Annotated in this window: 13 protein-coding genes; 6 read left to right on the top strand and 7 right to left on the bottom strand. The window is 27.3% G+C overall.

The window, feature by feature from the left end; translation table 11 throughout:
- Nucleotides 1–37 precede the first annotated feature (37 nt).
- A complete protein-coding gene (gene sstT / locus QOZ84_RS01270; protein WP_284131147.1) occupies nucleotides 38–1,264 on the bottom strand; it encodes a serine/threonine transporter SstT in 1,227 nt (408 codons plus the stop codon).
- 229 nt (nucleotides 1,265–1,493) lie between these two features.
- Here sstT (QOZ84_RS01270) and QOZ84_RS01265 point away from each other — a divergent pair, with 229 nt between their 5' ends.
- Complete coding sequence (locus QOZ84_RS01265) at nucleotides 1,494–2,264, top strand: EFR1 family ferrodoxin (RefSeq protein ID WP_284131146.1); 771 nt, start codon at nucleotides 1,494–1,496, stop codon at nucleotides 2,262–2,264.
- Between the two features lie 51 nt (nucleotides 2,265–2,315).
- On the opposite strand, the gene QOZ84_RS01260 is transcribed toward QOZ84_RS01265, so the two are convergent.
- The 3 genes from QOZ84_RS01260 to sstT (QOZ84_RS01250) form a co-directional block, all read right to left on the bottom strand.
- The gene (locus tag QOZ84_RS01260) at nucleotides 2,316–3,884 is read right to left on the bottom strand and encodes a sensor histidine kinase (RefSeq protein WP_284131145.1); all 1,569 of its coding nucleotides are present in this window, start codon (nucleotides 3,882–3,884) and stop codon (nucleotides 2,316–2,318) included.
- Nucleotides 3,856–4,572: a response regulator transcription factor gene (locus QOZ84_RS01255; protein ID WP_284131144.1), complete on the bottom strand. Its 717-nt coding sequence runs from the start codon at nucleotides 4,570–4,572 to the stop codon at nucleotides 3,856–3,858. The genes QOZ84_RS01260 and QOZ84_RS01255 overlap by 29 nt, the downstream gene beginning before the upstream one ends.
- Nucleotides 4,573–4,799: 227 nt before the next feature.
- Nucleotides 4,800–6,026 carry a serine/threonine transporter SstT gene (sstT, locus tag QOZ84_RS01250; RefSeq protein WP_284131143.1) on the bottom strand — a complete coding sequence of 409 codons (1,227 nt, stop codon included), beginning with the start codon at nucleotides 6,024–6,026 and terminating at the stop codon, nucleotides 4,800–4,802.
- Between the two features lie 319 nt (nucleotides 6,027–6,345).
- On the opposite strand from sstT (QOZ84_RS01250), the gene QOZ84_RS01245 reads away from it, so the two are divergent.
- Entirely contained in the window at nucleotides 6,346–8,913 is a 2,568-nt protein-coding gene (locus tag QOZ84_RS01245; protein WP_284131142.1) for an ABC transporter permease, read from the top strand.
- A gap of 44 nt (nucleotides 8,914–8,957) precedes the next feature.
- The gene (locus tag QOZ84_RS01240; RefSeq protein WP_284131141.1) at nucleotides 8,958–9,635 is read left to right on the top strand and encodes an ABC transporter ATP-binding protein; all 678 of its coding nucleotides are present in this window, start codon (nucleotides 8,958–8,960) and stop codon (nucleotides 9,633–9,635) included.
- Between the two features lie 40 nt (nucleotides 9,636–9,675).
- Here QOZ84_RS01240 and QOZ84_RS01235 read toward each other — a convergent pair whose 3' ends face one another.
- Nucleotides 9,676–10,953: a PH domain-containing protein gene (locus QOZ84_RS01235; protein WP_284131140.1), complete on the bottom strand. Its 1,278-nt coding sequence runs from the start codon at nucleotides 10,951–10,953 to the stop codon at nucleotides 9,676–9,678.
- Nucleotides 10,943–11,434: a PH domain-containing protein gene (locus QOZ84_RS01230; RefSeq protein WP_284131139.1), complete on the bottom strand. Its 492-nt coding sequence runs from the start codon at nucleotides 11,432–11,434 to the stop codon at nucleotides 10,943–10,945. The genes QOZ84_RS01235 and QOZ84_RS01230 overlap by 11 nt, the downstream gene beginning before the upstream one ends.
- Before the next feature lie 170 nt (nucleotides 11,435–11,604).
- Between QOZ84_RS01230 and QOZ84_RS01225 the strand changes: the two genes are divergently transcribed.
- The 3 genes from QOZ84_RS01225 (at nucleotide 11,605) to QOZ84_RS01215 (ending at nucleotide 13,399) form a co-directional block, all read left to right on the top strand.
- A complete protein-coding gene (locus tag QOZ84_RS01225) occupies nucleotides 11,605–11,985 on the top strand; it encodes an ArsR/SmtB family transcription factor (protein ID WP_284131138.1) in 381 nt (126 codons plus the stop codon).
- Nucleotides 11,982–12,353: a NifB/NifX family molybdenum-iron cluster-binding protein gene (locus QOZ84_RS01220; protein WP_284131137.1), complete on the top strand. Its 372-nt coding sequence runs from the start codon at nucleotides 11,982–11,984 to the stop codon at nucleotides 12,351–12,353. Before QOZ84_RS01225 ends, QOZ84_RS01220 begins: the two co-directional genes overlap by 4 nt.
- 284 nt (nucleotides 12,354–12,637) lie before the next feature.
- Nucleotides 12,638–13,399 carry a YdcF family protein gene (locus QOZ84_RS01215; RefSeq protein ID WP_284131136.1) on the top strand — a complete coding sequence of 254 codons (762 nt, stop codon included), beginning with the start codon at nucleotides 12,638–12,640 and terminating at the stop codon, nucleotides 13,397–13,399.
- A 176-nt stretch (nucleotides 13,400–13,575) separates the two neighbouring features.
- Here QOZ84_RS01215 and QOZ84_RS01210 read toward each other — a convergent pair whose 3' ends face one another.
- Nucleotides 13,576–14,841, bottom strand: a complete 1,266-nt coding sequence (locus tag QOZ84_RS01210; protein ID WP_284131135.1) for an MATE family efflux transporter — start codon at nucleotides 14,839–14,841, stop codon at nucleotides 13,576–13,578.
- Nucleotides 14,842–14,946 lie beyond the last annotated feature (105 nt).

The following is a 14,946-nucleotide window of genomic DNA, read 5'->3' as shown; positions in this document are numbered from 1 at the left end:
TTACTTAGCCCTTGGATTTATTATATTTTTAGAAAAATTAAATTTCAATTTTCTTTCCTTCTTTTCTACGCTTAGCAAATTCAGCTACAGCTGTAAAAAGTACATCAGTTGATGAGTTAAGTGCAGTTTCGCAAGAGTCTTGGATAACTCCTACAACAAATCCTACACCTACTACCTGCATAGCCACATCATTTGGAATTCCAAACAAACTACATGCAAGTGGTATTAGTAATAATGAACCTCCAGCTACCCCTGAAGCACCACAAGCGCTTATAGCTGATAATACACTTAATATTATTGCCATACCTATATCAACTTGAATTCCAAGAGTGTGAACAGCTGCAAGAGTTAATACTGAAATTGTAACAGCAGCCCCTGCCATATTAATAGTTGCACCTAATGGAATTGAAACTGAATAAGTATCTTTGTCTAATTCTAATTCTTCACATAATTTCATGTTTACAGGTATATTTGCAGCTGAACTACGAGTAAAGAATGCTGTAATACCACTATTTTTTAAACATTTAAATACTAGTGGATAAGGATTTTTACGCATACACACAAATGCAATGATTGGATTAAGTACAAGTGCTACAAATACCATACATCCAACTAATATAGCAAGCAATTGTCCATAACTAAGTAAAGCGCTTAGACCTTGTGTAGCAATAGCATCAAATACAAGACCCATAATACCAAGTGGAGCAAAGTTAATTACCCATTTTACTATTTGAGATAGAGCATCTGAAACATTGACAATCATAATTTTTGTAGTTTGTTGAGCGTTTTTAAGTGCAATACCAAGTAATATTGCCCAAGATAATATTCCTATATAGTTAGCATTAAAAAGTGCTTTTACAGGGTTATCAACAATGTTTAAAAGTAAAGCCTTAAGAACGTCTACAACACCTCCAGGAGGTGTAACATTTTCTGCAACTGCTCCAAGAGTTAATGTTATTGGGAATATAAAACTTGCTACAACAGCAATAAGTCCCGCTAAAAATGTACCTAAAAGATAAAGAACTAGAATTGATTTCATATTAGTTTGCTGACCACTCTTATGTTGAGATATGGCAGATGTTACTAAGAAAAATACCAATATTGGTGCAACCGCCTTTAGTGCACCTACAAATAAAGAACCAAAGATAACTATTGGTTTTGCTGTATCTGGAATTGTTACAGCTAGTATAATACCGATGATTAGACCTATTATAATTCTTTTAACTAAACTCATTTGATTCCATTTGTTAATTAAATTTCTCATTTCTTATTACTCCCCCTTGAGTTTAATTTCATTAAATCGTAGCACAGTAGTGTGTGTATGTAAACTTAATTGATTGAATATTTTTAATTGTTAACAATTTTTAACAATTGAAATATAAAAAAATGTAATGTCATAATGGTTATAAATTATTAAATTAAAATATATTATATAAGTAATTGTTGTATAATTAATTATATAAATTAAGCTTATAAAAAGAAGGAGTGAGAGTATGTTAAAAACAGGAGCAGCAATATTTTTTTCTGGAACAGGTAACACAAAACATATAGCTAAATTATTTAAAAAAAGCTTTGAAAAAGAAAATATAAATATAGATTTAATAGATATACAAAAAAATGATAGTATAAACAAAGAATATGATTTTTTGATAGTAGGTTCACCGATACATGCAGAAATGACGCCTAAGATACTATTAGATTGGATAAATAAAAATATAAAAGCAGATTCTAAAAAATGTATAGTATATTATACTTTAGCTGATAAAAATCATAGAGAAAATAGAACATACATAGCTAAGGCACTTAAAAATAAAGGATTTGATGTAGTTATAAACACATCTATACAAATGCCAAATAATTATTATCACGTAATATTTAAAAGAGAAACTGATGAAGAAATGAAACAAATTTTAGCAACTAAAGAAAATGAAGTGGAAAATATAGCTAAGGACTTTTTAAAAGAAAATAGAAGTGATATAAATTATAAGAAAAGTACGCTAGGTCCTAAATTAGTATACGATAGCTTTTTAATTTATGCTAAAAAATATGCTAAAAGAAACTTTTCCATAGACAAAGAAAAGTGTATAAATTGCAAGATATGCCAAGAACAATGTCCAACTAAAAATATAGTTATGAAAGATAAAGAGATTGAATTTTTTAATAAGTGTATAGGTTGCGAAAAATGTATTCATAGATGTCCAACAGATGCTATATTGTATAAAAAGAAGCCGTTTGAAACTTACAAAATAGAAGATTATATATAAAAAATAAGGCTTTAGGTTTAAATCTAAAGCCTTATTAAAAAATAGTAAATTTTAAAGTACACATTCTAAATATTTATCAAAAGTTAATGTAGCTTTAAATAAATCACCATCTATATCTATTTTCATCTCACCGTGTTGAAGGTCTACAATACTTTGAGCTATTGATAACCCAAGCCCTGACCCATCTGTATTTCTAGAAACATCACCACGTCTAAATCTTTCAATCAAATCTTGTGGCTTTATATTTAATTTATGATTAGATATATTCTTAAAAACTATTATAACCTTATCATCGTAATCAATCATATCTATATAAACCCTAGTATTAGAAAGAGAGTATTTTAAAATATTCCCTATTAAGTTTTCAAAAACTCTCCAGGTCTTTTTACCATCTATAAAAGTAAAAACACTATCATCTGGAGTTTCTATTATAAAATCAAGACCGCTTTCATCTATTTTATCTTCTAATTCAACTATACTTTGGATAAGAAGTTCTTTTATATCTGTTTTTTCAAAATCAAGTTCAATATCTCCACTATTTATCTTTGATGCTTCAAAAACATCTTCTATTAAAGTTTTTAGACGTTTGGATTTTTTATCTAATATGTTTATATAGTCTTTCATAGTGTCTTTGTCTAAGTCGTTGTTTTTTAGTATATCAACATAATTTACAATAGAAGTAAGAGGGGTTTTTAAGTCGTGAGATACATTAGTTAGAAGCTCACTTTTCATTTTTTCACTTTTGACTTGGTTTTCAAGTGAAGTTTCAAGTCCGTTAGTTATATTGTTTATACTTGTTGCAAGAGCTGACATTTCATCATTACCAATAACATCTAGTTTATAATTTAAGTCTCCATTTTCTATATTTTTGATATTTGTAGCTATAGAGTCAATGTAATTAAATTTATGAGATAATAATTTATAAATAAACAAATAAAACAATATAATTGAGATAGAATAAAATATAACTCCCGTAGAATAAGGATAGGAACAAAAGTTTAAAGCAAATATAAAAAATATAATTTGTACTATTGTTATGAAAGTGAGGATAAATGCTATTTTTTTATTTAAACTTTCTTTGCCATGCCTATCAAGAAAACCATATAAAAACGATTTAGACTTTATATCATAATCACTTAATCTAGTGGTTTTAAAATAAAAATAAGTTAACCAAAGTAAAAAAAAGTCACAATATACCAAATCATCATCGTAAAAAGGCAAAGTAGTAGACCAAATACTAAATCTTACAAGAAATAAAGCTAATATAAAAAATATTGGAATCTCTATAGGAAATTTAGATGAAAAAGAAGTTATTTTAACTTCAAATTTACTATAGGCATTCCTATTTATTTTATAAAAATTAAGACCAATTAGGAATATGAAAGTACACCCTAGCGCTATAAGTATATAATCATCGAATAAACTTGATGTGAGATGACTAGACACATTCCCAAATAGATAAAATTTTGGTAGAAAGTCATGTCTAAATTCAGGTGTAAAGTTATATCTTAAATTAAAGCAAGCTTCAAACCCAATAGATAAGCTCATAAACATAACTAATAATGATATGTATTTAGTTATACAATTATCGTTAATTAATCTTTTCAATTTTATAGCCAATTCCCCACACCACCTTTAAATACTTTGGATCTTTTGAATTTATTTCAATCTTTTCCCTAATCCTTCTAATATGAACAGCAACAGTTTTCTCACAATTATAAGCATCTTCATCCCAAACACGCTCATATAATTCCTTTGAAGAAAAAACTTTACCTTGATTTGATAATAAAAGTTCAAGAATTTTATATTCAATAGGTGTAGCTTTAATTTCATCACCGTCAAGTTTAACAATTTTAGTATCTGTGTTAAGTTCTAATCCACCACTTCTTAATGTGTTTTTCATTTCATATTCATTATTTAGAGTATTATTCATATTGCCTAAATTTATATATCTTCTTAATTGAGATTTGACTCTAGCAGTAAGCTCTAGTGGATTAAAAGGCTTAGTAACATAATCATCAGCACCCATATTAAGCCCCATAATCTTGTCCATATCTTGACATTTTGCAGACAAAAGAATGATAGGTATATTTTTACTTTCACGAATTTTAAAAGTAGCTTTAAGCCCATCCATATTAGGCATCATAATATCCATTATAATAAGTTGAATGTTATTATCTATCAAAGCCTCCAAAGCTTGTAGTCCATCATAAGCTTTCAAAATATTAAATCCATCTGGCTTTAAATAAAATTCAATAGCATCAACGATTTCCCTATCATCATCTACAACTAATATATTTTCATTCATAAGTATTACTCCAATCTATAAAATTTCTTACATACTTAATTTACCATATATTGTTAACAAAAGTAACCAAGATTAAATTTAAGTAAATCAATGTCAATTAAATAATAACAAATTAAAATTACAAAATAATTTCATAATTATTAAGAATTTATAACAAAAAAATAAATCCAAGAAATTAGTTATTAATTCCTTGGATTTATTATGTTTATATATTTTTTTAGCAAAATCTAGATTTTAATCTTTTTTCCTTCTTTACGCCATTTTGCAAATTCAGCTACAGCTGTGAAAAGTACGTCAGTTGATGAGTTAAGTGCAGTCTCACAAGAGTCTTGAATAACCCCTACAACAAACCCTACACCTACTACCTGCATTGCTACATCATTTGGAACTCCAAATAAACTACATGCAAGTGGTATTAGTAATAATGAACCTCCAGCTACTCCTGAAGCACCACAAGCACTTACAGCTGATAATACACTTAATATTATTGCCATACCCATGTCAATCTCTATTCCAAGTGTGTGAACTGCTGCCAGTGTTAATACTGAAATCGTAATAGCAGCCCCTGCCATATTAATAGTTGCACCTAATGGAATTGAAACTGAATAAGTATCTTTATCTAATTTTAGTTCTTCACATAACTTCATGTTTACAGGTATATTTGCAGCTGAACTACGAGTAAAGAATGCTGTAATACCACTTTCCTTTAAACACTTAAATACTAGTGGATATGGATTTTTACGCATCCCTATAAATGCGATGATTGGATTAACTACAAGTGCTACAAATCCCATACATCCAACTAATAAAGCAAGTAATTGTCCATAGCTAAGAAGAGATTCTATACCTTGAGTAGCAATAGTATCAAATACAAGACCCATGATACCAAGTGGAGCAAAGTTTATTATCCATCTTACTATTTGTGATAGTGCGTCTGAAACATTAACTATCATAGTTTTTGTAGATTGAGGAGTATTTTTAAGTGCAAGTCCAAGAAGTATAGCCCAAGATAATATGCCTATATAATTAGCATTGAAAAGTGCTTTTACTGGGTTGTCAACAATATTTAATAATAACGTTTTCAAAACTTCTAATACATCTCCTGGTGGAGTAACATTCTCAACCCCTGCTCCAAGTGTTAATGTTAGTGGGAATATAAAACTCGCTACAACAGCAACAAGTCCCGCTAAAAATGTACCTAGAAGATAAAGCATTATAATTGATTTCATATTAGTTTGCTGGCCACTCTTATGTTGAGAAATGGCAGCCATTACTAAGAAAAATACTAGTATGGGTGCAACGGACTTTAGTGCACCTACAAATAATGAACCAAAGATAACAATTGGTTTTGCTGTGTCTGGAATCGTTAAAGCTAATATAATACCGATGATTAAACCTATAATAATTCTTTTAACTAAACTCATTTGATTCCATTTGCTGATTAAATTTCCCATTTTACAATCCTCCTCTGTAGTTAAATTATATTGTAATTACATAATATCACAAAATTCGATATTTTAAAACAAAATTCAATGAATGTTTTAAATATTTTTTATTTTCAGATAATTTAATACATTTTGGTTATTATTAAAAATGTAAAACATATAAATATTTATATAATTATTAAGAATTTATAACTAAATAAGTCAATTATTAAGAATTTATAACATAAAGTGTACAATGTTACTAAATATGGTTTTTTATGTAAAATTAAATATATACTCATTTTGTAAAAGACAAAAGAACTATCACAAATTAATGGAGGGGTAAGAGATGAGAAAAAAACTAAACTTAGGCTTTCGATATATAAAAGCCTATAAAAAAAGATCCATTGCAATAATACTTAGTATGGTTTTATCTATAGGGCTTATAGTAGGTTTGGGAACTTTAAGCAGAACTAATGATTATGCTGAATTACAAAAAATGAAATACAATAGTGGAATGTATCATGTAGAGATTGATGGAGTAGATAAAGATCAGGTAGAAAAAATAAAACAAAATAAAAATATAGAAAACTTAGGATTATATAGTATAGATAAAACTACATCAAAAGAAGAAAATCAAATTGTGGGAATTGCAAAAGCTAATGAGGACTATATAAAAAATAATTCCAGAATAACTGAAGGTAGATTTCCCAAGCAATCTAATGAAATTGTAGCTGAAGTTTGGGTTTTAAGAAATCTAGGGATAGAACCTAAGATTAACGAAGAAATAAACTTAAAGATAGATGATAGAAATGGTGGATACAAAGAAGAAAAATTTAAATTAGTAGGAATTATGAGTGATAGATTAGGAACTAAATCAATGGGTGTAATGGAAATGTTTTCACCTATAAGCTTAGACAAATCAAGTGTTATACAAGCTAAAATAGCTTTTAAAGAAGGAACTGATATAAATAGTGAAATAAATAAAATTGCAAAAAATGCAAATATAGATAAAGAACAAATAAAATCAATGGATGATTTGATAGACATAGAAACTATGACTACTAGTATAGACTTGCAATCTGTAAAACTTTTGGTATTGATAAGTTTAGTTTGTGGAATTGTTATATATGGAATATTTAATATATCAGTATATTTAAGAGTTAGTGAATACGGGATACTAAGAGCAGTTGGATCAAATAATTTGAAGATATTTAAAATAGTTTTAGATGAATTATTTACATTGTTTATAATATCTGTACCAATAGGACTTATAACAGGGCTTAGCGGAGCATTAATATTTGGAAAAATTGCTGATAAAGTTAAAACTACGGTAGTTTTAAATGGAGAAGTAACAAAAATTGGGATGAAATTCCCAGTAGAGATAATATTAGGCTCAATAGTATCAATAGCATTAATAGTTTTAATAATTTCATATTTTACATATAGAAAAATTAAAAAATTATCAGTAATAGATTCTATAAAGAAAAATTTAAATTCAAATTCTATAAAAAGAAGTTTTATTAGTATAAAATCATTGAGAAAGTTTATAAAAACATATAAAGCTATTTCTTTTAAAAACATATTTAGAAATAAAAAGAGCTTTGTTATGATTGTGTTATCTATGAGTATTTGTGGAATTTTATTAATTACTTCAAATTATAGAAGTTATTTGTCTCAAGCTGATGATTTTGTTAGTGAGAGAGCAATGAACATGAATTCTGATTTTATGATAGATGTATATAATGAAGATATGAACAAAGGTATAAATAAAAAGTCTTTAGATGAAATTTCAAATATAGATGGAGTTAAGAATTTAGAGACTTCTCAAATTTTGTATTCAAGAATGATTATGGACAAAGGCAATATTTCAAATCAAAAGTACTTTGACATTATAAATAAAGACCCAAGAGGAGAAGGCCTTTTTAAAGGATATTTAGTTGAAGATAAAAAAACTAAAGAGCTTATATTAAAAAATAATCTAAGGGGTTATGATGATAGAGCTTTAGAAAAATTAAATGATTATATTGATAGTGGCGAGATAAATATAGAAAAAATGAAAAAAGAAAACTTAGCAGTAGTTTATGTTCCAAAAGCTAATAAAGATAATGAGGGTAGCATAGGTGGAAAAAATGTAGTAAATGTAAAGGTTGGAGATATTGTTAAGATTAAGTTTAGAGAAAATAAAGTGTTTAATGAAAGCTGTTATACTATGGAAGATACTGACTCAGAGTATATTTACAAAGAATTTAAGGTTGGAGCTGTAGTAAATTATGAATATATGAATGAAATGTATTATACAGGCAATAATTGTGTAGATGTAATAGTTAGTCAAGATATATTTAAGAAGAATACTGGCATAAATGAATATAGTGCAGCTAATGTAAATATGGATAAAGGTGCAGACCACAAAGTATTAGAACAAAAAATTTCAAAGGTAACATCAAAAGTTAAAGGGGCAATGCTTAGAGATATAGTTGCTGAAAGAGAAAATTCTAATGCTATGTATGAAAAATCTAGAATATACAACATGGGAATAACTTTTATATTATTTATTATTACTCTTGTGAATGTAGTAAACAATATAAGCCACAGTATAATGTCTAGAAGTAGTGAATTTGGAATGTTAAGAGCTGTTGGGCTTAACAATAAAGATTTTAATAAAATGATAATATTTGAAGGGCTGCTTTATGGAATAGTTTCAAGTGTAGTAGTAGTTATTGTATCACTTATTATGCAAGTTATAACGTATAATAACTTTGAATCAGCAGATTTTGGTATAAAATTTGCCATAAGATATATAGATTACATAATAGTTATATGTGTAAACTTAATTATAGGAGTTTTAGCCACTTATATACCAGCTAAGAAATTAAACAATAGTAGTATAGTAGAGTCTATTAATATTATAGATTAAGGTTATTTAAAAAATATATAAGATCAAACATTTGGAGGAGAAAAATGAGTATATTAGAAACTGTAAACTTAGGGAAAAGCTATGGTAAAAAAGATATAAAAGTTGATGCTTTAAAAAATATAGATATAGAGATTAATAAAGGTGAATTTGTTGCAATAATAGGGCCTAGTGGAAGTGGTAAAAGTACAATGCTACATTTATTAGGTGGTTTAGAAAGAGCCAGTAGTGGGGTTATAAATGTAAATGGAATAGATATAGGAAAGTTGTCAGATAAAAATCTTGCGGAGTATAGAAGAAAAGAAGTTGGGTTTGTATTTCAACAGTTTAACTTAATACCTGTTTTAAATATTAAGGAAAACATAGAACTTCCTTTAATGCTAGGAAATGAGGATATTGATGAGGTATATATTAATGAACTTATAGAAATGCTAGGTCTTACAGATAGAGCAAATCACCTACCAAGTCAGTTAAGTGGAGGTCAACAGCAAAGAGTTGCAATAGGTAGGGCTATGGCTACTAAGCCAAGTATAATATTAGCAGATGAACCAACTGGAAACTTAGATAGCAAAACAACTGAAGAGGTTATGAATTTGTTAAAGGAGTCTATTAAAAGATACAATCAAACACTAATAGTAATAACTCATGATAAAGATATAGCAAGTAAAGCAGATAGAATTATTAATATAGTAGATGGAGAAGTAAAGTTAGAAAAAAGTATATAAAAAGATGAGGACAAGTTTATATAAACTTGTCCTCATCTTTTTAATTTAATAAGTATTTACTTAATTCATCAAAATGAATTTTATCAATCCCTTTTATAGCGCGTAAATCAAAAGCTTTCATTGATTTATAGTGTACTTTTAATTTGAAGTACGAACGATTTCTTTGAAAGAAAAGTTGCTTCATACAAATATCATCGAGAGCATCAATACTTATAAAGCTAGTTTTTTTCTTAAATATTCCACCAGATAAATACAATATATCTTTGTTATAGCCGATACGAGCGTATTTATATCTAAATTTATATTTTTTATTAATTCTATGTTTATCGCCATTGTAAACAAATTTAGGGAATAATCCATTTAATATATCATCTACATTATCTTCATTTATGTGAGGAAATAAGATAGCTTCTTCACTTTTATCGTCTCCATATCCAAAAGTACTGATACTTAAAGTTGATTTTTTAAAGATTATTTGACCTATTGATTGTTTGATTTTAATAGCATGAAGATTATCTAAATTTAATGTATAGTTCTTTTTTGTAAAATATCCATAGCTTATTTGAATTTTACTATTATCTTTTTTTAATTTGAAATCATAATATTTAAAATAATTAAATGCTATAGCTACTAGTTTTAAAATAACTATTAAAACTAAAGTAATAACAAACAAAACAATTGTTGAAAGAGAAATACTTTCCACGAAATTGTTTATATTATCTTCACCAATTTCTGAAATTAAAGTAGATAGAGAAATTAAAGTACTTATCATGAAAATAAAACTGCCTTTAATAGTTGAAAAAACTAACAAATCTTTTTTATCCAAATGATATAATACTTCTTCATCAACTTTTATATGCTCTGAGACAATTTCTTCTTGCATAACTTCATTATTTGTAATTATTAAAGCTTTCTTAAATTCAATAGAATCTTTATTGTTTAGAACAACATTTAGATCTTGTCCGTCAGAAACATTAAATGTATCTATTTTTAAAGTTGTTACTTTAAGCACTCGTTGTAAAAAAGTTTCCTCAAAATCTACAGTAGCAATATTTTTAAGTGGGATTTTTACTTCTTTTTTTATAAATAAACCTTTATTATTATATAAAATATCGTCTTTTATATAATAAATATCAGTTCTCCAAATTAATATATTATAAATCAATATTAAAACTATAAAAACACAACCTATTAATATTATGTTTTTTAAAGCTAAATCTGAAAATAAAACTGCAAAAACTAGTAATGAAATAAAACTCTTTATAGTAGATACAGTATTTTTAAGAAATACAAAATATGAGTTTCTTTTATAGTTCATGATTAGATTCCTCTTCTTTGACGTTACAAAATAGCATGTCTGTTATTTTATCTACTATGTATACACCTTCATCGACAGAAATATTTCTAAGATAGTGGCTACCTGTTGTAGTTGCTATTTCAATTTTAACTAAGTCGAGTTTATTTAAAAGTGGATTTTTAGTCATTGTAACATGTTGTATTCTGTTTATTGGTAGCATAACTGTTTTTATAAAGAATATTCCTTGAGTGTATTGTATTTTTTTGTCACAGATTTCATATTTGTATGTTTTGATATCTATAAAAGGTTCTATAAATGATTCAAATAAAGCAAATATAAATAAAAGTAAGTAAATAGGTTTTATTATATTATTGTATGGGATTAATTTTTCTTTGAATATGATAAATAATACTGTTATTATTCCTATTGTGATTGTATATCCAAGGGTATTAGATAGGATATTGTATTTTACGATTTTTTTATTTATTTCACGTTTTGACAACTTGGCACCTTCTTTCTAAACTTTTTCTTATTCATTATACAATAAAGACCTCTATTTGAAAAATTTTTTAGAATATAAAATTAAAATATAATACCATAAATTAGGTTGACAGAAGAGAATAAAAGGACTAAACTTTAATTAAGTGATTACTTAATTAAAAAGAGGTGAATATGAAACAGATAGTAAATATATTTAAAGCTATGGGAGATGAAACAAGGCTACAAATTTTGTTACTACTAAATAGTAAAAATGTTTGTGCAAAAGGTATATCAAAGCATATAGGAATATCAGAAGCCGCAGTTTCTCAACATATAAAAATATTAAAACAGTCTAATATAATAACTGGACATAAAGAAGGTTATTACATTATATACAACATAAACAAAGAGGTACTTCAAAATTCTATGGAATTTATGAATTTATTAATTGATGAAGATATAAAAAAACATAGTATGTTTGGAATACAAGAATTTAATATCTTAAATTGTAAGAGTAATTGTAAATCAATGAAAAGATGTTGTAAAAAAAAATTAGAGGAGGAAACAAAATGAAAATATGTATACCAGTAGTAGAAAACAATGGAATGGATAGCGTACCTTTTAACCACTTTGGATCAGCTCCAATGTTCGTTATATGTGATTTAGATAGCAATGAAGTTAGAAGCATAGGTAATGGAGACTTAGGTCATGAACATGGTAAATGCCAACCAATAAAAGCTTTATCAGGAGAAACAGTAGATGCAGTTATAGTTGGTGGAATAGGTCAAGGGGCTATAGTTAAATTAGATTCTATGGGGATAAAAGTTTACCAAGCTTGTGAAGGTAGTATATCTCAAAATGTTGAAATGCTTAAAGAAAACAAACTTAATGAGTTCCCAAGTAATTATACTTGTAATCATGAAGGATGTTCTCATCATTAAGAAATATTTTAGAAAATGAATATAGTACTAAGTAAATACTTAGTGTATAACTGGATTTATTAGTTTGTGTTGGTATATATACTGATACTAAACTGGTGAATCCAGTTTTTTTAATCCATATAAAGCTAATTTTAATCCATTTTATACCAAAAATCATCTATTTATGTTAAATTATTAAAGAACATTAAAATTATTTGTTATATAGTGCATGAACTTTTGTATTATAATATTTTAATAATTACAATGTAGCGAAATTAGAAAATTTTAAGGGGGTTAAAATTATTTTGAGAAAGTACATAGATTTAATTGTAGGAATAGCTATAATTTTTTACTGCATAATAGTTAAACTAATTACTAACAGAATTGTAGCATTTAGTGAAACACTAGGATTTTTAGGTATATTACTAATTATATATCACTTTGTGAAAGTGAAATTTAAATCAAATATACATTTTATTAAATTAAACAAAATATTAGTAATGGTGGTATCAGTAGGATTGATTATATTTATGGCATTTGAGGTTATGATAGTAGGTTATCCAAAGAATAATGAGGAAAGTACAGATTATATAATGATATTAGGGGCAGGTTTACATCACGGTGATCGTGTTAGTTTGACTTTAAAACATAGGTTAGATGCTGCTTTAAAATACATAAAAGAATCAGATAGCAAGTCATATGTAGTTGTATCAGGTGGAAAAGGGTCGGATGAAAAAATACCAGAATCGGAAGCTATGAAGAGATATTTAATAAAAAATGGAATGTCTAGCGATAAAATAATTGAAGAAGATAAATCAAAAAATACCTATGAAAATTTCAAATATTCTAAAGTGAAAATCGAAGAACATAGCAAAAAAAGCATAGGTGAAAATACTGTAAAAATAGTTACAACTGATTTTCATGCTTTAAGGAGTAGTATGTTAGCTAAAAGAAATGGATACGAAAATATCAATGTATATTGTAGTAAAACTGTATCATATTTAGTACCACTATTTTATGCACGAGAATCACTAGCATTGGCTAAGAGTTTTGTTCTAGATAGATAATATATTATCATCATTAGAAATTTAATCTAAAAGAGTGTCTATAGTAATGAAAAAATTCATTTTGAGACACTCTTTTTATATTAACTTAGATTGCTAATAGGGCAATCTTCATATGAGTCTAACATACTATTTATTTTTTTGAAATAATTAATCATTAATGGAACTGAAGCAGCAACTCAAGCCACAGGACCTGCTAAACAGATACCAGCATAACCAATCAAAGAAGGTAGTGTAAAAGCAACTATAGTTCTAGCTAAAAGCTCACAAACTCCAGCAAGCATAGGCACAAAAGTATAACCCATTCCTTGAAGTGCATTTCTATATATAAATATCAAACTAAGTGGTATAAAGAAAAATGCTACTATAGTAAGATATTGTTTTGAATAATCTATAACTCTTGGATAAGCATTTGATACAAACAATCCAATAAATGATTTTCCAAAACATACAAGAACAAATCCAGCGACAACGCCTATAACTATATTAATCATAGTGCATTTTTTTACACCTTCTCTGATACGTTCAATGTTTCCTGCACCAAGATTTTGTGCACAGTAAGTTGCCATAGTAACACCGAAAGTAATACTAGGTTGCATCACAAGTTGTTCAACCTTTGAGGCAGCAGTATGTGCAGCAACAACAGTTGAGCCAAATCCATTTACAGCGCTTTGAAGTATTATTGTACCAATAGCAGTTATTGAAAATTGAAGTGCCATTGGAATTGCTATTTTTAAATGTTGACCAATGTATTCACCTTCAAATTTGAAATGTCTTTTTTGAAGTTTTAAAATAGGAAATTTCTTTGAAGTATATATTAAACAAAGCAAGCCCGATACTCCTTGCGCAATTACAGTAGCATAAGCAGCACCTGATACACCCATGTTAAAGTTTACTATAAATACTAAATCTAGTACTATATTTAAAATTGACGAAACTATTAAAAAATATAGTGGAGTTTTACTGTCTCCAAGCGCACGCAGTATACCTGATATCATATTATAGAAAAAAGTTGCAGATGCACCAGCAAAAATTATTACAATATAAGAGGCTGCATCATCTATAATATCAGCTGGGGTATTCATTAGAGTTAATAATGGTCTTGCTGCTACTACACTAACTACAGTAACTATAATTGACATAATAATTGATAGTATAGTTGCACTAGCTACTGCCTTTTTCAATCCTTCTTCGTCATTAGCACCAAACCTTTGAGAAACTAAAACAGAAAAGCCTGCAGATAAGCCTAAAATAAATCCGATTATTAAAAAGTTCATAGAACCAGTAGAACCAACTGCTGCGAGTGCGTTTACGCCAAGAAATCTTCCGACTATTATAGTATCGACCATGCTGTAAAATTGCTGAAAGATGTTCCCTATTAATAAAGGGATAGAAAAGTATAAGATTAGTTTTACTGGATTTCCAGTAGTCATGTCTTTGGTCATAAAAATTCCTTTCTTTAGATAAAATTTTACTAATCTAAATAGGATAGCATAGGTTTTGTGTGTACACAACAACTTATTGATAAGTTAGGCTTTTATTTTTTTATT

This window comes from Romboutsia sedimentorum (assembly GCF_030131845.1).
Lineage (GTDB): Bacteria > Bacillota > Clostridia > Peptostreptococcales > Peptostreptococcaceae > Romboutsia_D > Romboutsia_D sedimentorum.
Note: the sequence above shows the minus strand (reverse complement) of the source record. Positions and strands in the feature narration are given on the sequence as shown.